The 22,732-nt window shown below is 69.0% G+C and carries 20 protein-coding genes; 11 read left to right on the forward strand and 9 right to left on the reverse strand.

Translation table 11 applies throughout. From position 1 onward, the window contains the following. Positions 1–57 precede the first annotated feature (57 nt). Positions 58–756 carry a response regulator transcription factor gene (locus QTH86_RS06205; protein ID WP_286645544.1) on the reverse strand — a complete coding sequence of 233 codons (699 nt, stop codon included), beginning with the start codon at positions 754–756 and terminating at the stop codon, positions 58–60. Positions 757–920: 164 nt separating this feature from the next. On the opposite strand from QTH86_RS06205, the gene QTH86_RS06210 reads away from it, so the two are divergent. From QTH86_RS06210 to QTH86_RS06230, 5 genes are read left to right on the forward strand one after another with little or no spacing between them, the layout of a single operon-like run. After that, the gene (locus QTH86_RS06210) at positions 921–1,763 is read left to right on the forward strand and encodes an alpha/beta hydrolase (protein WP_286645543.1); all 843 of its coding nucleotides are present in this window, start codon (positions 921–923) and stop codon (positions 1,761–1,763) included. Positions 1,764–1,802: 39 nt separating this feature from the next. Further along, positions 1,803–2,087 (forward strand): acyl carrier protein, encoded by a 285-nt coding sequence (locus tag QTH86_RS06215; RefSeq protein ID WP_286645542.1) that lies wholly within the window; start codon positions 1,803–1,805, stop codon positions 2,085–2,087. Continuing rightward, a complete protein-coding gene (locus tag QTH86_RS06220) occupies positions 2,084–3,352 on the forward strand; it encodes a beta-ketoacyl-[acyl-carrier-protein] synthase family protein (RefSeq protein ID WP_286645541.1) in 1,269 nt (422 codons plus the stop codon). Before QTH86_RS06215 ends, QTH86_RS06220 begins: the two co-directional genes overlap by 4 nt. Before the next feature lie 46 nt (positions 3,353–3,398). Beyond that, positions 3,399–4,802, forward strand: coding sequence for an ethanolamine permease (gene eat / locus QTH86_RS06225; RefSeq protein ID WP_444813792.1), 1,404 nt, complete (start codon positions 3,399–3,401; stop codon positions 4,800–4,802). Positions 4,803–4,843: 41 nt separating this feature from the next. Then, positions 4,844–5,821 (forward strand): Bug family tripartite tricarboxylate transporter substrate binding protein, encoded by a 978-nt coding sequence (locus QTH86_RS06230; protein ID WP_286645539.1) that lies wholly within the window; start codon positions 4,844–4,846, stop codon positions 5,819–5,821. Positions 5,822–5,902: 81 nt separating this feature from the next. Here the strand turns inward: QTH86_RS06230 and QTH86_RS06235 are convergent, their stop codons facing one another. After that, positions 5,903–6,892 carry a LysR family transcriptional regulator gene (locus tag QTH86_RS06235; RefSeq protein WP_286645538.1) on the reverse strand — a complete coding sequence of 330 codons (990 nt, stop codon included), beginning with the start codon at positions 6,890–6,892 and terminating at the stop codon, positions 5,903–5,905. Between the two features lie 24 nt (positions 6,893–6,916). On the opposite strand from QTH86_RS06235, the gene QTH86_RS06240 reads away from it, so the two are divergent. Genes QTH86_RS06240 through QTH86_RS06250 form a run of 3 tightly spaced genes read left to right on the forward strand, consistent with a single transcriptional unit; the run spans position 6,917 to position 10,807 of the window. Then, positions 6,917–8,326, forward strand: coding sequence for an amidase (locus QTH86_RS06240; protein ID WP_286649414.1), 1,410 nt, complete (start codon positions 6,917–6,919; stop codon positions 8,324–8,326). 47 nt (positions 8,327–8,373) lie between these two features. Continuing rightward, positions 8,374–9,342: a Bug family tripartite tricarboxylate transporter substrate binding protein gene (locus QTH86_RS06245; RefSeq protein ID WP_286645536.1), complete on the forward strand. Its 969-nt coding sequence runs from the start codon at positions 8,374–8,376 to the stop codon at positions 9,340–9,342. Then, positions 9,335–10,807, forward strand: a complete 1,473-nt coding sequence (locus QTH86_RS06250; protein ID WP_286645535.1) for an MFS transporter — start codon at positions 9,335–9,337, stop codon at positions 10,805–10,807. Before QTH86_RS06245 ends, QTH86_RS06250 begins: the two co-directional genes overlap by 8 nt. 105 nt (positions 10,808–10,912) lie before the next feature. Here QTH86_RS06250 and QTH86_RS06255 read toward each other — a convergent pair whose 3' ends face one another. Genes QTH86_RS06255 through QTH86_RS06270 form a run of 4 tightly spaced genes read right to left on the reverse strand, consistent with a single transcriptional unit; the run spans position 10,913 to position 15,164 of the window. After that, a complete protein-coding gene (locus QTH86_RS06255; protein ID WP_286645534.1) occupies positions 10,913–11,248 on the reverse strand; it encodes a YnfA family protein in 336 nt (111 codons plus the stop codon). Positions 11,249–11,273: 25 nt separating this feature from the next. Next, positions 11,274–12,653 (reverse strand): c-type cytochrome, encoded by a 1,380-nt coding sequence (locus QTH86_RS06260; protein ID WP_286645533.1) that lies wholly within the window; start codon positions 12,651–12,653, stop codon positions 11,274–11,276. Then, positions 12,650–14,422: a GMC family oxidoreductase gene (locus QTH86_RS06265; RefSeq protein ID WP_286645532.1), complete on the reverse strand. Its 1,773-nt coding sequence runs from the start codon at positions 14,420–14,422 to the stop codon at positions 12,650–12,652. Before QTH86_RS06265 ends, QTH86_RS06260 begins: the two co-directional genes overlap by 4 nt. Before the next feature lie 10 nt (positions 14,423–14,432). Then, positions 14,433–15,164, reverse strand: a complete 732-nt coding sequence (locus tag QTH86_RS06270) for a gluconate 2-dehydrogenase subunit 3 family protein (protein ID WP_286645531.1) — start codon at positions 15,162–15,164, stop codon at positions 14,433–14,435. 183 nt (positions 15,165–15,347) lie between these two features. Between QTH86_RS06270 and QTH86_RS06275 the strand changes: the two genes are divergently transcribed. Next, positions 15,348–15,947, forward strand: coding sequence for a peroxidase-related enzyme (locus QTH86_RS06275; RefSeq protein ID WP_286645530.1), 600 nt, complete (start codon positions 15,348–15,350; stop codon positions 15,945–15,947). A gap of 4 nt (positions 15,948–15,951) precedes the next feature. Here the strand turns inward: QTH86_RS06275 and QTH86_RS06280 are convergent, their stop codons facing one another. Both QTH86_RS06280 and QTH86_RS06285 read right to left on the reverse strand, forming a co-directional pair. Next, positions 15,952–17,709, reverse strand: a complete 1,758-nt coding sequence (locus QTH86_RS06280) for a phosphoethanolamine transferase (RefSeq protein ID WP_286645529.1) — start codon at positions 17,707–17,709, stop codon at positions 15,952–15,954. Positions 17,710–17,755: 46 nt separating this feature from the next. Then, a complete protein-coding gene (locus QTH86_RS06285; RefSeq protein WP_444813593.1) occupies positions 17,756–18,472 on the reverse strand; it encodes a phosphatase PAP2 family protein in 717 nt (238 codons plus the stop codon). A gap of 89 nt (positions 18,473–18,561) precedes the next feature. Between QTH86_RS06285 and QTH86_RS06290 the strand changes: the two genes are divergently transcribed. Both QTH86_RS06290 and QTH86_RS06295 read left to right on the forward strand, forming a co-directional pair. After that, positions 18,562–19,236 (forward strand): response regulator, encoded by a 675-nt coding sequence (locus QTH86_RS06290; RefSeq protein WP_286645527.1) that lies wholly within the window; start codon positions 18,562–18,564, stop codon positions 19,234–19,236. Next, complete coding sequence (locus QTH86_RS06295) at positions 19,233–20,585, forward strand: sensor histidine kinase (protein WP_286645526.1); 1,353 nt, start codon at positions 19,233–19,235, stop codon at positions 20,583–20,585. Before QTH86_RS06290 ends, QTH86_RS06295 begins: the two co-directional genes overlap by 4 nt. Here QTH86_RS06295 and QTH86_RS06300 read toward each other — a convergent pair. Beyond that, a complete protein-coding gene (locus tag QTH86_RS06300) occupies positions 20,582–22,666 on the reverse strand; it encodes a TonB-dependent receptor (RefSeq protein ID WP_286645525.1) in 2,085 nt (694 codons plus the stop codon). The genes QTH86_RS06295 and QTH86_RS06300 overlap by 4 nt on opposite strands. Between the last annotated feature and the right edge of the window lie 66 nt (positions 22,667–22,732).

The following is a 22,732-nucleotide window of genomic DNA, read 5'->3' on the forward strand; positions in this document are numbered from 1 at the left end:
CCTTGCAGAGTTGGAAGCAGCCATTATTGCCATGCGCCGAGTCGGGCCGGCGGGGGTTCAGGTCTCGGGTTCCACCAGGTACCCGATGCCGCGCAGCGTGCGAATGCCGGCACCGCTGCCGATGAGCTTCTTGCGCAGGCGCGAAATGAACGCTTCCAGCGCGTTGTCGCCCAGCGCCTCGTCGAAGCTCGACAACTTGTCGGAGAGGGTCCGCTTGCTCACCACCCGGCCGGGCGGCGTCATCAACTCGACCAGCACCTCGAACTCGCGCGCCGGCAGCTCGAGCGTGTCGCGACCGATGCTGAACCGGCGCAGCTTGCGATCGAGGTGGAGCTCGGCGACCGACACGTAGTCCTCGGTGTCCTTGGCGCGGCGTACCAGCGCCCGCAGGCGCGCCTCGACCTCCGCGAGATCGAAAGGCTTGCCCAGGTAGTCGTCGGCGCCTGCGTCGAGGCCCGCGATGCGCTCCTCGGTCCGGTTGCGTGCGGTCAGCACCAGCACCGGTGTGCGATCGCCCCGCGCCCGCGCCTTGCGCAAGGCCACGAGGCCGCTGCTGTCGTTGGCCATGGCGTGCACCGACCCCGAGGTCTGCGGCAGGTTCAGGTCCAGCAGCACGGCATCGAAGACCTGGACCTGCCACAGGCCATCGGCGTCGGCCAGGCTGGATGCCAGGTCGATGCGGTGGCCCGCGTCGGTGAGGCTGCGCACCATCACGTCGCTGAGAACCTCATCGTCTTCGACCACCAGAATTCGCATGCGCCAAGGCTATCAGGCAGGCGATTAACACCACAAACGGCATGTCAGCGCTCGGTCAGGGCCCGGGAACGATAAACCGGCGATGACTTTCGAGTTTGTGGCATGAGTGCCGCCCGGCCGCCCGAAGGCGCTCGCACCGCAGCCCGCAGGGCGAAGGTTGCCTTATGAGCGCACGCGATGCCTGGTCCGAGGCGCTGCACGGGGACCCTTCGGCCACCGCGCGCACGGCCATCGTGCTGCTGCATGGCCTGTGCAGCACGCCCGAAGAACTGCGTGCCGTGGAGACCCCGCTGCGCAGCCTCGGCTACACCGTCGAAGCGCCGCGCATCGACGGCTATGCCTTCGACCCCGCTGCCACGGTGCAGACCGCGGCGCCCTGGTCGTGCTGGATCGACGCCGTCGAACGCCGAGTCGACGCACTCCGTGCGACGCATGCGCGCGTGATGCTCGTCGGCCTCTCCGCCGGTGCGACGCTGGCGCTGGGCACGGCGATCCGCTGCGGCACACGCGTGGATGCGCTCGTGCTGATGTCCACTCCGCTGCGCTTCGACGGCTGGGCCATTTCGCGGCTGCATGCGCTGCTGCCGCTGGCGCTCTACACCCCCCTCGGCCGCTTCTGGCGCTACCGGGAATGCCCACCCTACGGCGTCAAGAACGAGCGGGTGCGCGCCTGGATCGCACGCGAGCTCGCGGCGCGCCGGATCTCGCGCGCCGGCAGCGCCGTGATCGACATCGGCCATCTTCGCGAGCACGACCGCCTGCGGCGCCATGTGCGCGCGCGCCTCGACCAGGTCGTGTGCGCCCGCGCCCTCGTGCTGCACGCCCGCGATGACGAGGTGGCCAGCGTCGGAAACGTGGCCCTCCTGGCACGCGGCCTGCGCTGCGGCTCGTTCCGCGCCGTGGTGCTGGGCAACAGCTTTCACATGATCACCATCGACAACGACCGTCAAGAGGTCGTCCGTGCGACGACCGCGTTCGCCGCGGCGCTCGCGCACGACACCGCCTGAAGGCGCGGCTCGCCTTTGAACCTGCAGGAGTCTCTTCGCATGCCATCCCCCGTTTTCAACAGCATCGCCGCCATCCTCGAAGGCGATTTCAAGATCCCTTCCGACCAGATCCGTCCCGACACGACGCTGGTCGACCTCGGCCTGGACTCGCTGGCGCTGATGGAGTTCGTCTTCGCCGTGGAGGACGCCTTCCAGCTTCGCATCCCGGAAGACCGGCTCGACCCGCGCGAGGCCGGCATCACGCTCGAACAGCTGTGCAGCGTGGTGGACGAGATGCTGGACCAGCCCGTCACGATGCTCCCACCGCTGGCCGCACACGCATGAGGGACCCCTACGCCGCAGCCGCGGTCGCGCCACGCCGGCCGGCGCCGCGCACCGGCCAGATCGCCGTCACCGGGCTGGGCCTGATCACGCCCCTGGGCGGCACGCTGGAGGCCTTCGACGACGCGCTGTTCAACACGCGTTCGGCGGTGCGCTCGCACACCGTGGCACTGCCGCGCATGGAGCCCTTCACGATGGGCGTGGCGGCGTGCGACTTCGACGACAGCGAGCGCAGCCGGTCACGCCTGCCGCTCGACCGAGGCACGGCGATGGCGATGGCGGCCGCCCGCGCCGCCTTCTCGGCCTCCGGGCTCGGTGCGCAGGCGTTCGACGGCGATCGTCTCGGCGTCTACTGGGGCAGCGGCATGGCCGGCAGCGCCAGCTTCGACGCCACGGCCCGCGGGCTGTACGCCGATGCGCAGCGCGTGCGGCCGACCACCGTGCTGACCACCATGCCGAACGCCGCGGCGGCCGAGATCGGCCTGCATTTCGGCGCACGCGGCGCGGCGCTGTCCTATGCCTGTGCCTGCGCCTCGTCCGCGGTGGCCATCGGCGAAGCGATGCGGGCGATTCGCGGCGGCTGGATCGACGTCGCCATCGTCGGCGGGCACGAAGCGATGCTCACGCCCGGGACGCTGGCGAGCTGGCACGCGATGCGCGTGACCGCGCCGCCGGGCGACGACCCCGGCACCAGTTGCCGCCCGTTCGCGGCGAACCGCACCGGCTTCGCGCTCGGCGAAGGCGCGGCGGCCCTGGTGATCGAATCGACCGCGCACGCCCAGGCGCGTGGCGCCGCAGTGCAATGGTCGCTCGCCGGCTATGCGACCCACTGCGACGGCACCCACATGACCCAGCCCGACCCGTCGGGCCAGGTGCGCACCCTGCGCGCCGCCCTGGCCGACGCCGGCCTGCAGCCCGCGGACATCGGCTACATCAATGCGCACGGCACCGGCACCCAGGCCGGCGACGCGGCCGAGGCGAGTTCGGTGGCCGCGGTCTTCGGGTGCGCGGTACCGATCAGCTCGACCAAACCGCTCCACGGCCACCTGCTGGGCGGCGGCGGTGTGGTGGAACTGATCGTGGCCCTGCGCGCCCTCACCCATGGCCGGCTTCCCGCCATGGCGGATCGGGGCGAGGTCGACCCCGACGTCCATCTCGACCTCGTGCGGGGTGCTGCGCGGCCGGCGCCGCATCTCCGACATGCGCTCACCAACTCGTTTGCCTTCGGTGGGACCAACGCCGTGCTGATCGCGACGCGGGCGGGCTGATCGGGCGCCGCGCCAGGCCACGGCCCGCCGTGGCACTGTTTTTGCACTGGGGTGCTGGGTAGCCAACCCAGGAGAACAGCCCGTGACGACAGGTCTCAAGAAAGTGCTCGGCCCCTTCCAGCTCTGGGGGATCGCCGTCGGGCTGGTCATCTCCGGCGAATACTTCGGCTGGAGCTACGGCTGGAACACCGCCGGCACCCTCGGCTTCCTGGTCGCCACGGTGCTGGTGGCGACCATGTACACCACCTTCATCTTCAGCTTCACCGAGCTGTCGACCGCCATCCCGCACGCGGGCGGGCCCTTCGCCTATGCGCGGCGCGCCTTCGGGCCGACCGGCGGCTTCGTCGCCGGTTTCGCCACGCTGGTCGAGTTCGTCTTCGCGCCGCCGGCCATCGCGCTGGCCATCGGCGCCTACCTCAACGTGCAGTTTCCGGCGGTCAACCCCAAGTGGTTCGCACTCGGCGCCTACGTGCTCTTCATCGGCCTCAACTGGATCGGCGTGGGTATCGCGGCGGCCTTCGAACTCTTCGTGACGGTGCTGGCCATCTTCGAGCTGCTGGTGTTCATGGGCGTGGTCGCGCCGGGCTGGTCGATGGCGAACTTCGTGGCCCACGGCTGGGCCGGCGGCGACGTGCTCAACGGCGCGGCCATCTCGGGCATCTTCGCGTCGATCCCCTTCGCGATCTGGTTCTTCCTGGCCATCGAGGGTGCGGCCATGGCGGCCGAGGAGGCGCGCGACCCGCACCGCACCATTCCCATCGCCTACACCACCGGCATCGTCACGCTGGTGGTGCTGGCCTTCGGCGTGATGGTATTCGCCGGTGGCGTGGGCGACTGGCGCACGCTCGCCAACATCAACGACCCGCTGCCGCAGGCGATGAAGGTGGTGGTGGGCGAGAACAGCGGCTGGCTGCACATGCTGGTGTGGATCGGCCTGTTCGGGCTGGTGGCCTCGTTCCACGGGATCATCATGGGCTACTCGCGCCAGATCTTCGCGCTGGCGCGCGCCGGCTACCTGCCTGCGTACTTCGCCGCGCTCAGCCCGCGCTTCAACACGCCGCACCGCGCGCTGCTGGCCGGCGGCGTCATCGGCATCGTGGCCATCTTCAGCGACGAGTGGGTGAGCTTCGGCGGCCAGACGCTGACCGCCAACATCGTGACCATGGCGGTGCTCGGCGCGATCGTGATGTACCTGGTGTCGATGGCCGCGCTGTTCCGCCTGCGCCATACCGAGCCGGCCCTGGAGCGCACCTACCGCGCGCCCTTCTACCCCGTGTTCCCGGCCATCGCGCTCGGGCTCGGCGTGGTCTGCCTGGGCGCCATGGTCTGGTTCAACGGCATGCTGACGCTGCTGTTTCTCGTGCTGATGGCCGCGGCCTACGGCTACTTTTTGATGACCGGCGCGCAGCGTGGGGCAGCGGCGCCGGACGCGATGCTGGCCAAGCGCTGAAAAGCGTCCCGATCAATCTCTTTGTTGAAAGCGAACGACCCATGCTCTCTCCCCGCCCCCTCGTCCTGGCCCTCGGCACCATCGCCAGCCTGGCGCTTGCATCACCGTCCTGGGCGCAAGACAGCTACCCCAGCCGCCCCGTCAAGGTCATCGTCGCCCTGCCGGCCGGCGGCAGCGTCGACATGGTGGCGCGCATGGTCAGCCAGCAGCTATCGACCGACCTGGGCCAGCCCTTCGTGGTCGACAACCGGGCCGGCGCGTCCGGCCAGATCGGTGTGCCGGTGGTGGCGAAGGCGCCGCCGGACGGCTACACGATCATGGTGTCGCCAGCCTCCTTCCTCACCACCAACAAGAGCATCTTCAAGACCCTGCCCTACAGCCCCGAGACCGACTTCGCGCCGGTCACCAAGCTAGTCAACCAGGCGATGGTGCTGGTGGTGCGCGACAAGACGCGCTTCGCCACCGCGGCCGACGTGCTGGCGGCCGCCAAGGCCAAGCCGGGCACGCTGACCTATGCGTCCTCGGGCGACGGCAGCCCGCAGCACCTGGCGGGCCTGATGTTCGAGAGCCGCACCGGCACCCGGCTGCTGCACGTCCCCTACAAGGGCGGCGCGCCGGCCATCACCGACCTGATCGGCGGCGTGGTCGACATGGCGTTCGCGCCGCTGCCCGAGGCGCTGCCGCACATCAAGGCCGGCAAGCTGTTCCCGATCGGCGTGCTGAGCGAGAAGCGCGCCGTGTCGGCACCGGACATTCCGACACTGCGTGAAGGCGGCGTCGACAACGTCGTGCTGTCGGCCTGGATCGGGCTGCTGGCGCCGGCCCGGACACCGCAGCCCATCCTCGACCGATTGAACCAATCGGTGAAGTCGATGCTCCGAGGCGACGCCAGGACCAAGCTGCTCGAAGTGGGCATGGAACCCGCCGTCGACGACGTCAAGCCGCTCGGCCAGGTCATCGGCGAGGAGATCCGGATCCATGCCGAGCTGGTGAAGGCGGCCGGCCTGGTGCCCCAGTGATGTCGTGTGTTGGACGTTCGCAGAAGGAATCTCTCGCCACTGGCGAGGAGGTCTTCGGCCAGATGAGCGGATTCTTTGAATCTACGTCGGTCCTTGCAAGGACGCTCGTGCACAGGCCAGGAACGGCTCGATCAGCGGACTGTCCCAATCGCTCCGCCAGGAGGCCGCAATCTCCATCCGCGCATCGACATGGCGCAAAGCCCTGAACACCACCCCGGGCGGCCGCCCGATCTGCGCGCAGGCAGGCAATATCGCCACGCCCTTCCCCGCCAGGACCAGCGCCAATGCCGACACCATCGTCTCGACCCGCTGCGCAATCGGCATGCTCACGTCGTGCCGCCGCAGCAGCGACGCGACGACCGATTTGTCGACGTCGCCCTCGGGCATGGGCAGCCCGATGAGCGGCAGGCCCGAGAGGCGCGCCAGCGGAATGCTGGCCAGTCGCGCCAGCGGTGAATCGGCGCGCACCGCGAGCATCAACGGCTGGCTGCCGATGCGCTCGGCAGCAATGCCCGCCTGCACAATGGGAGGAATGCAGATCGCCACCGACACATCCGAATTGGTAAGGGCCGAGACGTTGTTGACGGCGTTCAGCTCCACGTACTGGATCTCCACCTCCGGCAGCCTGCGCCGCAACTCGTTTTCCAGCCGCGGCAGCACCAGGTAAGACAGCACGACCATGGTGCCGATGGTGAGCCGGCCCCGGCTGCCCGAGCCGATGGCGCGTGCCGCGTCGAAGCCCTCGTTGGCCAGCAGCAATGCCTCTTTCGCGCGCCGGAACAGTGCATTACCCGCATCGGTGATTTCCATGCCGAGCGCCGTCCGGCGAAACAGCGGGGCGCCCACCGCCGCCTCCAGGTTCCTGATGTGAACCGACAGCGGCGGCTGCGCCATGTTGAGCCGGCGCGCCGCCTTGCCGACGCTGCGCTCCTCGGCAACGGCCACGAAATAGCGAAGGATTCGGAGGTCTGGCGTAGCCATACGCTGTGCATATGCCTTTTCAAGAAAACAGTATTGGACGCCATGTGGCGGCGCATCAATCATTTGCGCATGAAAAATTTTCCCGTCCATCTCCCCAAGTCCGAGATCTGCGAGATGCCTGCAACAACCATGCGCAAGCTGGTCGCGCAGCGCGAGCTCTCGCCGGTGGAGATCGTCGAAGAGGTGCTGCGCCGTGCCGATGCGCTGCAACCGCAGCTGAACTGCTTCATCACGCTGTGCCATGAGCAGGCCCTGCAGCAAGCCAAGGAAGCCGAACAGGCGCTCATGCGAGGCGAGGCCCCGGGCCTGCTGCATGGCCTGCCCTTCACGGTGAAGGACATCGTCGACACCGCGAACGTGCGGACCACCTACGGCTCCCTGCTGCACCGCGACCATGTTCCCACGAAGGATGCGGTGGCCGTGGCGCGAATGCGCGAGGCCGGCGCCATCCTCATCGGCAAGACCACCTCGTCCGAATTCGGCGCCAAGTGCCTGACCGATGCGCCGCTGTTCGGCAGCACCCGCAACGCGTGGAGTGTCTCGCGCACGAGCGGCGGCTCCAGCGGCGGCGCGGCCGTGTCGATGGCGGCGGGCATCGCGCCGCTCGCCATTGCGACCGACGGCGGCGGCTCGACGCGCATTCCCGCCGCGTGCAACGGCGTGGTCGGCCTGAAGCAGAGCCTGGGCGTGGTGCCCCACAGCCAGGTGCAGGACGCGTTCGGCAACTACACCTATGTGACGCCCACCACGCGCAACGTGGCCGACACGGCACTGATGCTGCAGGCCATGACCGGTGCGCACGGGTCGGACCCCTGGTCTCTGGGCGTGCCGGCCCAACGCTACTTCGACGAGCTGCAAGCCGGCGGCGACCTGTGCGGCAAGCGCATTCTTTTCTGCGCCGCGCCCGCGGGGCGGCCGATCGCCGCGGACGTTGCAGCCGCCTTCGAGGCCGCTCTGGCGACCCTGGCGTCGATGGGTGCCGAGCTGGAGCCGATGTCGGGCGAAGGCTTCGACGTCGAGCCCGTGTGGCGCGTGATCAACCACACCAGCTGGCGCGGCCGCTTCGCGCCCATGGCCGCGGCGCACGGCGACCAGATGAGCCCGTCGCTGCTCAAGCAGCTGGCGCTGGCCGAGCATGTGGATGGCGTTGCCTTCCAGCAGGCCATGTTCGCGCGGACCGCGTTGTTTCGCGAGGTGCAGGCGCGGCTGGAGACGCACGACTTCATCTTCACGCCCACGCTGTCGCGCACGGCCCTGCCCATCGACCAGGACCTGTTCGGCAGCATCGAGATCGACGGCAAGGCCTATGCCGAGGTGCGGGCGAACTGGTTCCCCTGGACCATGCCGTTCAACCTCACCGGCCACCCCGCCATCAGCCTGCCCTGCGGCGCGGACCGCGATGGCCTGCCCATCGGCATGCAGCTGGTCGGCCGCTTCCGCGAAGACGGGTCGCTGCTGCAGGCCGCCGCCTCATTCGAAGCCGCGCACCGGCCGGCGAATCCGCTGCCCGTGGTGGCCTTCTGACGTCTTCTTTTTTCTCCCGCCGATTTTTCAACCAGCAGCTAGACACCATGACCTCGTTCCTGAAGACACTCGTGCTCGGCGCGTCGATCGCCCTGGCCGGCGCCGGCGCGCACGCCGACAACGCGCCCGTGCGCCTCATCATCGGTGTTCCGCCGGGTGGCGCGCTCGACAACCTGGCGCGCTCCATCGCGGAGGAATTACGCGGCTCGCTGAAGGCGCCCGTTCTGGTGGAGAGCCGCCCCGGTGCGTCCACGCGCATTTCCATCGAGGCGGTGAAGACCGCGCGGCCCGACGGCCACACGATCCTCATCGGCGCCACACCGCCCTTCGTGCTGTTTCCGATGACCTACGCGCGGCTGAATTACGACGTCGACAAAGACTTCATTCCCGTCGCGCATCTGGCCAACGTGCCCAGTGTCGTTTCCACTGGCGCGAACCAGCCGTACAAGACGATTCCCGAATACGTCGCGTGGGTCAAGAAGAACCCCGCGCAGGGAAGTGTCGGCATCACCAACCTCGGCGGCGGCCTGCACTTCAGCCTGTGGCAGCTGTCGAAGGCCATCGGCGTGCCGCTCGCGGCCGTCAGCTACCGGGGCGGCGCGCCGCTGGCGACGGACATCATCGGCGACCATGTGCCACTGGGCGCCGATGCACTGGCCAGCCAGATGGAGCTGCACCGCTCGGGCAAGCTGCGCATTCTGGGCGTCGCGGGGACGAAGCGGCTGAGCTGGCTGCCCGATGTGCCGACCGTCAAGGAGGCCGGCTACGACGCCTTCGATCGCGCCAACGCGTCCTATGCCGCCTTCGTGCCGGCGGGCACGCCGAAGGATGTTGTCGCGACGCTCGAGAAAGCCTTCCTGGCCGCCATGCGCAGCCCGCAGGTGCGCGGCCAGCTCGAACGCATCGGGCTCGACGCAACCGGGCTGCCCGGCGCCGAGGTGACGCGCCTCATGAATGAAGACCGCGAGTACTGGCGCCCCATCGTCAAGGCATCGGGCTTCAAGAGCGATGAGTGAAGCGGCGCCGCAAGACCAGGAAAGGGCCGCGTGGGCGGTGCTGGTTGTTGCGAGCCTCGGTGCGTTTCTCTGCTTCCTGAACCTCAGCGCGCTGAACGTCGCGCTGCCCTCGGTGGCGCGCAGCCTGCAGGCATCGCCGTCGCAGGCGAGCTGGATTCTGCTGTCTTACATGCTGGTCAGCACCGTGTTCATCCTGAGCTTCGGGAGGCTGGCCGACCTGTGGGGGCGGCGTCGGCTCTTTCTTTCGGGTCTGGGGCTTTTCCTGGTGGCCTGTGCGGCCTGTGCGGCCGCGACGAGCTTCGGCGCCCTGCTGCTCTTTCGCATTTGCCAAGCGGTGGGTGCGGCCGGTGTCATGGCCAACGCCAGCGCCTTGGTGGGCGATGGATTCGGCCGCAAGCGGGTGGGCCTGGCGCTCGGCGTGCTCGCGATGGTGGCTGCGCTGGCGCAGGTCCTGGGACCGCTGGCCGGCGGCTTTGTCGTGTCGTGGTGGGGCTGGCGTGTGCTCTTCATGCTGAATGTGCCGATCGGGTTTGGCGTGCTGGCATGGTCGTGGCGGGTTCTGCCGAAGAGCGCGGCAATGTCCAAGGCCGAGCGCTTCGACCGGGCCGGCGCCTTGCTGTCGCTCGCGGGGCTCGGCGGCGTGATCTATGCGCTCTCGATGGCCGGAACGCGCGGCTGGGCAAGCACGCCGGTGTGGGCTTTCATGCTCACCGGGGTGGGCGCCCTGCTCGTGTTCATCAGAATTCAACAGCGCGCGGCCAGCCCTTTGGTCGACCCGGCCTTGTTCAGGGACTCGGGGCGTCGCACGGCCTACGCGGGCATCCTGCTCCTGTCGATGTCGCAGGCCGCGCCGTTGCTGCTCGTGGCCCTGTATCTCCAGGCATGCGCAGGCCTGGCGCCATCGGAGGCTGGCATGCGCATCGCACCGGTCGCGCTGGGGATGCTGATGGCCGCGCCCATCGCCGGCAGCCTGACGCGGCGCTTCTCGCCCGACGTCCTCTGCGTGAGCGGTCTGCTGCTCGCCGCAGGTGCGCTGCTCCTGTTGGCGGGCATGCTGCAGCCAGCCATCGGTGCCGGGCCGCTGGCCGCCTGCCTGTGGATGCTGGGCCTGGGTATCGGGAGCTTCGTGACACCCAACAACGCGTCGATTCTGCAAAGCGTGGCGCCGCAGCGCCGGGGCATTGCGAACGGTGTGCGCTCGACCCTGCAGAACACCGGGATCATGACGGGAACCGCCCTCACACTGAGCGTGGCGCTGGCCGGGCTGCCCTACAGTTCGCAGCGCATGATTCTCGGGAATGGCGGTGCGGGTCTGTCGGGCGTCGATGTCGCCACATTCACGCAGGGGGCCAGAAATGCGCTTGCGATGCTCGCCTGCCTTTGCCTTGTGGGTGCGGCGCTGATCGCAAAAAACTACCGCCGTACGACGGCTTCTGTTCTGAGCGGCAGGAGCTCGAGGCCCTGACGCTGCGACGCAAGCGGGCGCAAGCCCTTGCGCGGCAGGAGCGCATCGTGCTGGCCTGCGCCGACGGCTCGTGTCGATGCCGTTGATCGCCGGGCCGCCTGGCGATCAGCGCGCGAGCCGCGGCCCCGCCATGATGATGCACATGCCCAGCAGACTCACCGCGACGCCGATCCAGTCGGTCAGCGTCGGCTGCACCTTGTCGATGGCCCAGAGCCAGACGACGGCCACGCCGACATAGACACCACCGTACGCGGCGTACACGCGCCCGGCGGCGGTCGGATGCAGCGACAGCAGCCAGGCGAACAGCGCCAGGGCGAGCGCGGCCGGAACCAACAGCCAGGCCGAGCGGCCCTGCTTGAGCCACAGGTACGGCAGGTAGCAGCCGACGATCTCGGCCACCGCGGTGACCACGAACAGGCCCAGGGTCTTCAGAAGTTCCATGCGGCGCATTGTGATGCGCCGTGCATCACCGTGGCGCGATCTCCTTGCGCACCTTCGCCACCTGCGCCGGCGTGACCGCCTCGCCCCGATTCCCCCAGCTGCTGCGCACAAAGCTCAGCAGCGCCGCGACGTTCTCGTCGCCGAGGCGCCAGCCGAAGCCGGGCATGGCGAGCGCCGACGGCCGCGACTCGGTGCTGGGCATGGCCGAGCCGGCGAGCACGATGCGGATCAGCGAGGTCGGGTCTTTCGCGTTCACCACGCTGTTGCCGGCCAGCGAGGGGAAGACACCATCGGCGCCCGCGCCGCTCGAGCGATGGCACGCATTGCAGTTGTTGAGGTAGACCATGCCACCCGCGCCTTCGACCGTGCCGGCGCGCAGCGCCTGCGTGCTCGGATGCGCCGTGGCCGCGGCCACCACGGCCGCCTGCAGCGGCGCCGGTGTCGCCGGTGGTGTGCCGATCGACTGCAGGTAGGTGGCGATCGACGCCAGGTCTTCGCGGCGCATGTACTGCGTGCTGTTCTGCACCACCTGCGCCATCGGGCCGAAGGCCGCGGTGTGTGCGGTGCGGCCGGTCTGCAGGTAGGCCACCATGTCGTCGGTCGACCACTGCGCGGCGCTGCCGCGCTCGGTGTGGCGCAGCGGCTGCGCAAGCCAGCCGTCGATCAGCGTGCCGGCCAGGTAGCTGTCGCCCTGGCGTTCGTTGGCGGCCTTGACCCCGCCGGCCAGGCTGCGCGGCGTGTGGCAATCGCCGCAGTGGCCCAGGCCCTGCACCAGGTAGGCACCCCGGTTCCATTCGGCGCTGCGCGCACTGTCGGGCTGGTAGACCCCCTTGTCGAGGTACAGCAGGTTCCAGCCCATCATGAGCCAGCGCATGCTGAAGGGCCACGGCAGGTCGGTCGGCGGCGGCTTGTCGGCCGAGGCGGCCACGCCCTGCTGGAAGTAGACATACAGCGCATGCATGTCCTCGTCGTTCAGCCGGGCGAACGAGGGATATGGCATGGCCGGGTACAGATGCTGGCCGTCGCGCCGCACGCCCTCGCGCAGCGCGCGGGCGAAGTCGGCCTCGGTGTAATCGCCGATGCCCGCGCCCTTGTCGGGCGTGATGTTGCTCGACACGATGGTGCCGAAGGGTGTGGCCATGGGCAGGCCGCCGGCGAAGGGCACGTTCGACGGGCCGGTGTGGCAGCTGACGCAGTCGCCAGCGCGTGCCAGGTAGCGTCCGCGTTCGACGGTCGGGTCGGACGAGACGGCGGTGCTCGCACCGGTGGTCGCCACCACCGGTGCCGCAGGCATGCCACCCGTCACCGGGCTGGCCTTCTGCCCGAAGGCCCAGGTCGACAGGAGCGCCGCGACGACGATGCCGAAACCGGTCACGCGCAGGCGCGTCTTCGTGGCGGCGTTCATGCGAGCGCTCCCGGGTTCTTCAGGTAGGTCTCGCGGATCGCCTTGGCCGACCAGTACGCCAGCGCGCCCACCACGGCGGTCGGGTTGTAGCCGAAGTTCTGCGGGAAGGCGCTGGCGCCCATCACGAACACGTTGGGCACGTCCCACACCTGCAGGTAGCGGTTGATGGCGCTCGTCTTGGGGTCGGTGCCCATCACGGCACCGCCGGTGTTGTGGGTCGACTGGTAGGGCCGCACGTCGTAGTGGTCGCCCTTCTTCTTGAAGCCCATGCTGATGTGCTTGGGCCCCATGGCCTTGGCGATCTGCTCGACCTTGCTGCCGATGAAGGCGGTCATCGCCATGTCGTTGTCCTTCCAGTCGAAGGTCATGCGCAGCAGCGGCTGGCCGAAGGCGTCCTTGTAGGTCGGGTCGAGGTCGAGGTAGTTGTCGCGGTAGGCCATCACCGAGCCCTGGCTGCCGACGCTGGTCTGGTAGACGTAGTTCTCCTTGGCCGCCTTCTTCCAGGCTGCGCCCCAGGTCGGCGTGCCGGCCGGCAGGGCCAACTGCTGGATCGGCCGGCCACCGGTGTTGATGCAGTTGATGGTCGCGCCGCCGACGAAGCCGAGCGGCCCGTGGTCGAAGTTGTCGCCGTCGAAGTCGTCCATCGCATGGCCGCTGGCGCCGGCGCCGACGAAGGGGTTCATCGGCTGGTCCTTGTCGAAATGCAGCGTCGCGCCGCCGTTCAACTGGTACGCATAGCTGCGGCCCACCACGCCCTCGCCCGTGGCCGGGTCGTACTTCTTGCCGATGTTCGACAGCAGCAGCAGGCGCACGTTGTGCATCTGGTAGGCGCACAGCACCACGAGGTCGGCGGGCTGCTCGACCTCGTTGCCCTGCGCGTCGATGTAGGTCACGCCGGTGGCCCGCTTGCCGTCGGGCGACATGTTGACGCGCTGCACGTGCGAACGGGTGCGCAGCTCGAAGTTCGAGCGCTTCATCAACGTCGGCAGCAGCGTGGTCTGCGGCGACGCCTTGGCATACATGTAGCAGCCGTAGCGCTCGCAGAAACCGCAGAAGTTGCACGGGCCGAGCTGTGCGCCGTGCGGGTTGGTGTAGGCCCGCGACGCATTGGCCGCGGCCTGCGGGAAAGGGTGGTAGCCCAGTTCACGCGCGGCCTTCTCGAAGAGCACGGCGCTGTTGGGCGATGCCAGCGGCGGCAGCGGGTATTCGTTGGCGCGCCAGCCCTCGAAGGGGTTGCCGCCGGCCTGGATCTGGCCCTTGAGGTTGCCGGCCTTGCCCGAGGTGCCGCAGATCTTCTCGAACATGTCGAAGTGCGGCTCGAGCTCGTCGTAGGTGACGCCGAAGTCCTGCAGGTACATGCCTTCGGGGATGAACTTCTTGCCGTAGCGCGCTTCGTAGGTGCTGCGCAGCTGCAGGTCGGCCGGCAGCGCACGCCAGTGGTGGCCGTTCCAGTGCACACCGGCGCCACCGACGCCATCGCCCAGCAGGAAGGAGCCGTGTTGCCGGTACGGCACGGCCACGTCGGCGGGCGTGTGGCGGATGGTGACGGTCTCTTTCGAGAGGTTCTGGAACAGCTTGCCGCGGATGCCGTAGCTCAGCTCGTCGGTGATGCGCGGATACGCGAAGTCGGGCACGGTGTCGCGGTTCTCGCCGCGCTCCAGCGCCAGCACTTTCAAGCCCGCGGCGGTGAGTTCCATGCCCATGATGGCGCCGGTCCAGCCGAAGCCGACCAGCACCGCGTCGACGCTGGGTTTCTTGATGGTGGCCATGTCGCGCGCCTCAGCCCTGCGGCCCGTTGATGCTGACGGGCGGCAGCGGATAGTGGACGCCGGGCTTGTCGACCCAGTCGAGGAAGTCGGCGCGGGCGCCGGGGAAACCGATCATCTTCCAGGCCACGGCATTCTTGTTGCCGCCATGGATCGGGTCGCTGAAGTAGCCTTCCTTGGTGTTCTGCAGCAGGAAGGTGAAGAAGTCCTTGGCACCAACCTCGGCGAACTGGATGGTGCCGCCGTCGAGACCCTTGAGCACCTCGTCCTGCGTTCCCGTATCGAGTTCAGCGAAGCGCTTGCCGCCCTTCTGCTGCTTGCACCAGGCATCGGTCGCTGCGATGCCGGCACGGTAGACCTCGCGCGGCAGCATCTTGCCCTGGTAGCCGAAGAGCGGCGAACTCGGCACGAACGGGCCCTGCATGTACCAGGTCGCGGCCTGGCCGAAGGCGCCTTCCATCTGCCGGTCGATGAACTCGGGCACCCCGGCTTCGATGGCGCCGGGGCCGGTGTCGTCGGAGGGAATGAGCCGGGCCACCGCCGCCTGGATGAAGGCCCACTCCTCGGCATGGAAGTACACCGGGGTGTACGGCGGCGAAGCCGCTGCCGCGGGGGCCGAAGCGGCTTGTGCTGCGACCTGCTGGCCTGCCACGAAGCCGGTCGCCGTCAAGGCGCCGGCCGCGGGAACGATAGCGATGGACCGGCGCAGAAATCCGCGCCGACCCGGTGAGGGAACGTCAGTCATCGATGGATGTGCAGCACGAGGCCGCCGTGTTGTTATGAGACCAGCATGGCACTGCGACGGCGTCGAGGCAATCGGACGGGAGCACTTCCCACCGATGAAGTCGGCCAATGTTTGGCGCGAATCGGCCAAGGGCTTCGCCGAGGCATGATGTCCGCCAACGACCTACCTACAAGGAGACAGACCATGCCCTCTCGCACCGCACCGGCAGCGCCGCGCTATCCCATGGCGGAACTGAAGGACCTGCCTGACGACATCCTGACCGCCGTGCTCGCGGTGCAGGAGAAGGCCGGCTTCGTGCCCAACGTGTTCCTCGCCTTCGCCCGCCGGCCCGCCGAATGGCGCGCCTTCTTCGCGTACCACGACGCGTTGATGCTCAAGGAAGATGGCTCGCTCACCAAGGGCGACCGCGAGATGATCGTGACCGTCACCAGCGCCGCCAACCAGTGCCTCTACTGCGTGGTCGCACACGGCGCGCTGCTGCGCATCTACGAGAAGAAGCCGCTGGTGGCCGACCAGGTGGCGGTGAACTACCGCAAGGCCGACATCACGCCGCGCCAGCGCGCGATGCTCGACTTCGCGATGAAGGTGAGCGAGCGGTCGCACGAGATCGACGATGCCGACTTCGACGCGCTGCACGTACACGGCTTCGACGACGAGGACATCTGGGACATCGCCGCCATCACGTCCTTCTTCGGCCTGTCGAACCGCATGGCCAGCTTCGCCGGCATGCAGCCCAACAACGAGTTCTTCATGATGGGGCGTGTGCCCCGCGAGAAGAAGTAGCTGGTCAGGCGGCCGGCCCGCGGCAGGCCGCAAAGGCATCGAGCGCCGGCTTGTAGGTCGGCGTCTTCAGGTCCATGACGCCAAGCACGGTGTGGTAGAGGTTGTCGTGCGTCAGCGCAGCGTCGCGGCCCTTCGACAGGCATGCGGCCGACAGGTGCTCGCGCGCCTTCAGGCCATCGCCGAACCACGCCACCATCGGCACGTGCTTCTGCACATCGGGCGCGATGTTGTACGGCAGACCATGCAGGAACAGCCCGTACTCGCCGAGCGACTCGCCATGGTCACTCATGTAGAGCATGCCGGTGTCATAGCGCTGCGACTGTGCCTGCAGCCAGTCGATGGTGCGCGCCAGGAAGCGGTCGGTGTGCGCGATCGAGTTGTCGTAGGCGTTCATCAGTTCGCCGTGGCTGCAGTCGGCCAGCACGTTGGTGGTGCATTCGGGCATGAAGCGCTTGGTGTCGGGCGCCGAGCGCTTGGCGTAGGACGGTCCGTGGCTGCCCATCTGGTGCAGCACCAGCAGCACGCCGCGATCGCGGCGCTCGGCCGGCAGCGCGGCCAGGCGCTGGTCGATGTTCTTGAGCATCACGTCGTCCAGGCATTCGTCGCCGTCGCACAGCGCGCTGCGCGTGGCCGCGTCGAGCCCCTCGGATGCCGACACGGTGGGCACGCGCACGCACACGCCCTTGCAGCCGGCCTGGTTGTCGATCCACAGCACCGCGAGGCCTGCGGCCTGCGCGACGTCGACCAGGGTCTCGTAGTCGTCCTTGCGCCCCTCGTACCCTTCCTTGCCGAGGTGCGAAAACATGCACGGCACCGAGGCGAGTGTGTTGGTGCCGCAGGAATGCACGTTGGGCCAGCTGATCACCTGCCGCGCGGCGAGTTCGGGCGTGGTGTTGCGCGCGTAGCCGTTGAGCCCGAAGTGATCGGCCCGCGCCGTCTCGCCCACGACGACGACGAAGAGCGGCGGCTTGCGCTGCGCCGCATAGCTGGCGCCCAGCGCCGCGCCGCCCGAGATCGGGATCAGCTTTCGGCTGTGCGTGAAGAGCGGCTTGAGCACCACCGCGCTGGCCGAATACAGGCTGGCGAGCGGGTTCATCATGTAGCGCAGCGTGACGTGGTTGCGCATGAGCGGCGCCAGCTCGCGCGACGTCACCACCGCACTCGCCGCCACCACCGCAAGGGCCGCCGCGCACAGCATCGCGTTGCGCCAGAGCTGCGACAGCGGCCGCATCGGCAGGAGGCGAACGCGCAGCAGGCCCCAGGCCGGTAGCGCGCAGACCAGCAGCACGTTGAACACCAGGCGCCAGCTCAACAGGTCACGCGTCTCGTGGAAGTCCGTCTGCATGGCATTGGCCGCCATCGTCGGGTCCATCACGACGTGGTAGGTCAGCATGTAGTGCTGCGCGATCGCGGACAACAGCACCACGGCGAACCACAGCGGCTTCATGCCGCGCGTCCATGCCGTGAGGGACAGCACCGCCACCGTGCCGAAGCCGGCGAGCAGCGCCATCACGCCCACCCAACGCAGGTACACGCTGGGGGCACCACCGATGCGCGAGAGTTCCAGCCACAGCGGCCAGTTGGCGGCGAGCAGCAGATAGACGGAAAGCGCCGCCACCACCGCCCGGGCGGAGCGGGGGCGCGACAGCCACGCGTCGAACTTCAACAGCGCGTCGGGCCAATGCGGGGAGACGGGGGCGGCAAAGCCAGGGCCGGCGGCGGCCGGGTGCACGCGGTCCGCGGCGTCGGAAGAAACGGTCATCTTCCGATGTTGGAAAGCAGGACTGAAATCAGCCTGAACGAAGCGCTCAGCTTTCGTTCAGCTTCGGCGTTGCCTGCGGATCGGGGGCCGGCCGTCGGCGATGATGGAAGACCACGTCGACCGCCCAGCCCGTGATCCAACACACCCACGCCGTCCACAGCGTGTGGCTCATGTAGTGCGCGCCGCGCCATTGCTGCGCGAGGCCCAGCACCAGTCCGAAGCAGGCCGCCGCGGCGAGCCAAGCCCAGGCGGCGCGCGGCATCGAGCGCCGCAAGACGAACCACCCGCCCAGATACGCGAAGGCCGCCGAGGCGTGGCCGGCCGGGAAGCAGCGGCCTGGGCCGCCGTCGTTCACACCCCACGCCCAGTGCGACACGTAGCGCGCAGTGCCGCCGAATTCGGCCAGATCCCACGGACAGCTCGTGCGACTGCTGTTTTTGAGCAGCGAGATCGCTATCACCGACGCGAGCACGGTCAGCGTCAATTGAATTCGCTCGCGCCGCGTCAAGCGGCGCAGCAGCGCGAAAGGCCAACGGATCGCCACGGCCAGCAACGTCAGCCCGAACCAGCTGAGAAATCGCGGGATCTCGTGCAGCCAGAGCACCAGCGTCGGGTCGTCGCTCAGCGGGAAGCCGTTCGGGCCACCGGCGAGCCGGGCCATCGTCAAATCAAGGCCGACAACGTCCCACAGCAGAACCAGCAGCAGCACGAGGACGGCGGAGAGAAGGAGCCGCGAACGCGCGCCCAGATGCCCAGGAGTCATGGCGCCCGAGGCTATCGGCGCCGCATGAACCCAGCCTGAAGCGCCGCGCGTCGCCCAGGCTCTAGACTCGCTGCTTTTTGGAGACCTTCTTGCGCGTCCTGCTCGTCGAAGACGACATCGCCCTGTCGGAAGCGGTCTGCGGCTACCTGCGGGCCAAGGCCTTCGTGGTCGACGCCGTGCCCAGCCTCGCGCAGGCGAGTGCGGCGCTGCATGGCGCCCAATACGCCGCCGTGCTGCTCGACCTGCACCTGGGCGACGGCGACGGGCTGTCGCTGCTGCCGCAGGTGCGCGCGCTGAAGGACCGCCCCATCGTCATCGTGCTCACCGCCAAAGACCAGGTGACCGACCGCATCCGCGGTCTCGACGCGGGCGCCGACGACTACCTCATCAAGCCCTACGACCCCGGCGAACTGCTGGCGCGGCTGCGTGCGGTGGAGCGCCGCCGCAGCACGTCGACGGCACCGGTGGTCCAGTTGGGCGACCTGGAGATCGACCTCGCCCGCGAACTGGTGCGCAGCCGCGGCGTGCCGGTGACGCTGACGCAGAAGGAATGGGCGCTGCTGCGCGTGATGGCGACGCGCCCCGACCGCATCCACACCCGCGACAACCTGCAGGACGCGCTCTACGGTTTCGACGACGAGGCCGACAGCAACACGCTGGAGGTGTTCATCAGCCGGCTGCGCCGCAAGCTCGGCCGCGAGCACATCCAGACGCTGCGCGGGCTGGGCTACCGCCTGGTGGCCGCGGGCGGCGACGCGCCGTGAGCGCGACGGCGGCGCCCCAGCCGCGCGAGACGCTGGCCGGCCGGCTCATCCGCACGCTGATCCTGTGGGTCGGCGGCGTCTGGCTGCTGTGCGTGATCGGCGTGGTCTGGTACGTCGACCGCGAGATCAACTTCAACTTCGACAACGAGCTGGTCGAAGTGTCGCACCGCATGTTCGACATCGCGCTCGACGAGCTCGACCGGCGCCAGGGCGAAGCCGCCGGTGGGCGCCTGCTGATCGCCCCGACGCCGACCTTCGCCGACGCGGCGGTGATGTTCCAAGTGGTCGAGCCCGGCGGGCGCGTGCTGCTGCGCTCGGCCGAGACGCCCGGCAACACCTTCGACGTGCCGCTGGCCAGCGGCTTCGCCAACGACGAGGCGTGGCGCATCTACACGGTGCACCATCCCGCGCGCAAGCTCTACCTGCAGGTGGCCGACCCGCTGGACGAGCGGCGCGAAGCGCTCAACCGCACGCTCTTCGGGCTCATCATCCCGCTGGGGGCGGTACTGCCCTTGCTGGCCCTGGTGCTGCGCAAGATCGCACGCGATGAGCTGCAGGTGCTGCAGACCATGGCGACCGAGATCGGCCAGCGCGGCGGCGACGACCTGCGGCCCCTCGCCCTGCCCGGCCTGCCGCGCGAGCTGCAGACCGTGGGCGACCACGTCAACCGCCTGCTCGAACGGCTGGCCCAGGCGCTCGACGTCGAACGCGCCCTGGCCGCCAACGCCGCGCACGAACTGCGTACGCCGCTGGCGGCGGCAAGGCTGCGGCTGCAGACCGCGCTGGAACACGACCTGCGCCGCGACGACGTGGTGGCCGCGCTCGACGCGTTGCGCACGCTCAGCCACCGCACCGAAAAGCTGCTGCAGCTCTCGCGGGCCGAGTCGGGCGCGTCCTTCACCCGCGAGCGCGTCGACCTCACGCAGCTCGCTGCCACGGTCGCGCAGGAGTTCTGGCAGGACCCGGCCGCGATCGACCGGCTCGGCCTGAAGGTGCCCGACAGTGGCGACGCGCCGGTCGCGCTCGGCGACGTCGATGCGCTCGCGATCGCCTTGCGCAACCTGGTGGAGAACGCGCTGCGTTACGCGCAGGGCGCCGCGGTGGAGATCGAGGTCGACGCCGCCGGCCGCCTCGTCGTGCGCGATTTCGGACCGGGCGTGACCGACGTCGAACTGCGCACGCTGCAGCTGCGCCATGTGCGGCACAGCGCGGAGCGCGCCGGCTACGGGCTCGGCCTGTCGATCGTCGGCACCATCGTCGAGAAGCACGGCGGGCGGCTCGAGCTGCTGTCGCCGCCCCCGGGCGCGGCGCGGGGCTTCGAGGCGCGCATCACCTTGCAGCCGGCCTAGAAGGTCCAGCGCGCACTGACCCGGGCGCTGCGAGGCTCCATCGGGTGCACATGGCGGTCGTCGATGCCGCCGCCACAGGTGCCGCCGGCCACCTCGCCGGCCGTGCACGACGCGTAGGCGTATTCGATGTCGTTGCCCTTCCTGCCCGCGAGGTTGAACACGTCGAGCCCCAGGGTGAGATGCGGGTTGACCGCATAGCGCATCCCGAGATTGAGCAGCGTCGAGGACTTCGAGCGCTCGGTGTTCAGCGTGTCCAGCGCGCGCGGACCGAGGTAGCGCAGCCGCAGCGATGTCGTGAGCGGCCCCTGGACGTAAGTGACGCCGGCGGCCAGCACCTTCTCGACCGCGTTGTCGATGTAGTTGCCTTCGCCCTCCGGCGCCTCGCCCCGGAAGCGGGCGCGCGACAAGGCGCCGTCGAGTTCCAGGCGCCATGCCCGATCGAGCTTCCAGCGCAAGGTCGCCTCGACCCCGCGTCGGCGGCTCGCGCGGCCGGCTTCGGTCGAACCGGCATCCCCGACGTAGACCAGTTCGGAATCGAGCTGGAGCTGCCACAGGGCCACCGTCGCAGTGAAGTCCTCGCTGGGCTGCAGGCGCCAACCGACTTCGGCACCGGTGCCCTTGACCAGGGCAGGCACGCGGTCCGCCGGCAAGCCCGAGGCCGGGTCGGTCGTGATGGTGGCGCCGCGCACATCGTTGCTGTGGAAGCCGACGCCCGCGTTCAGGTAGAGCTCCTGCTGCGGCGTCAGCGCAAACGCCAGGCCCGCCTTCGGGCTGGCCAAGGCATCGTGACCGCGGCCGCTGTTGGCCGCGCCATAGACCGGCTCGCGCCCCTGCACGTCGTAGTGCAGCACATCGCCGCGCAGGCCCACGTAGCCGCGCAGCCGGTCGGTCAGGTAGACCAGTTGCTGGCCGTACACCGACAAGAGGTCCTGCGACACCTTGTCGTCGCGCACGGTGCCGAGCCGCTCACGCTCCTGCGTCGCATACAGCCCGACCTGACCGATGCGGTCGCCCCGCCAGCTGGCGCCCATGCTCAGCACGCCATCGAGCCCGCCGAACCGGGTCGGCAGGGTGCGGGCCGCCTGCGCGCCGAAGATGTGGCGGCGGTCGACCTGCTCGAACTGATCGCCGTTCACCGGGTCGTTCAGGAAGTAGGTGAAATCCGAGAAGAGCTTGAAGCGGTAGTCGATGGCATAGGCGCTGACCGTCGTCTCGCCGTCCGGTCCCTTGTCGAACCACTTGCCCGACAGGCTGACCCGCTCCGTCTTGCCGCCGTCGCTGGGGTTGAGCGAGCCGAAGCGCGACAGCGCCCCGCTGTCGATCAGGCGCTGCGGGACCTGGTCGGTGGCGGTCCAGCGGCTCTTGTAGGCCATGCCGGTCAGGCTGAACCCGCGCGTCGGCGAGCCTTGCGCATAGCGCAGCACCGCATTGACCTTCTGGAGGTTCTCGGCCACGCCCCACGGACCATCGTTGCCCTCGACCTCGATGGCACCGAGCCAGGTCTGGTCCTGCACCGTCCGCGAGCCTGCGGCCAGCAGCCGACGAAAGTTGTTGGCGCCGAAGCTCAACTCGGCAAAGGGCGCGTCGAGCGCCCCGAAGTAGTCCAGCGTGGCGCTCCCCGCCAGCGAGAAGTCGCCGCCGTCGGCGAAGTACGGCCCCTTGCGGTAGCGCACGCCCGAGACCAGTTCGGGGATCAGGAAGTTGAGGTCCGCGAAGCCCTGGCCATGGCCGTGCGTCGGCATGTTGACCGGCATGCCGTCGACGCTGACGGCGAAGTCGGTGCCGTGGTCGAGGTTGAAGCCGCGAAGGAAGTACTGGTTGGCCTTGCCGTCACCGGAGTGCTGGGTCGCCACGACGCCGGGCACCGCTTCGACGATGTCGCCAGGCCGCAGCTTGGGTCGCGTCTGGTAGGACTCGCGTTCGACGGCACCTTCGCTGGCGCTGTCGGCCGAGCCGATGGCCGCATCGCGCGGGCCACGCACCTCGACCTCGGGCAAATGGCTCTGCTGCGCACAGGCTGCGCTGGCAGCGAAAGCCACACCCAGGAGCACCGGTCGCGCCAGTGCCTGTCTGCGTTTCATCCCGTCCCTCTGTCTGTATGAGAAAGCGCAGATTGTTCATACAAACAGTGACGTCGGCATGACGCC

Source organism: Variovorax sp. J2L1-78, assembly GCF_030317205.1.
Lineage (GTDB): Bacteria > Pseudomonadota > Gammaproteobacteria > Burkholderiales > Burkholderiaceae_C > Variovorax > Variovorax arabinosiphilus.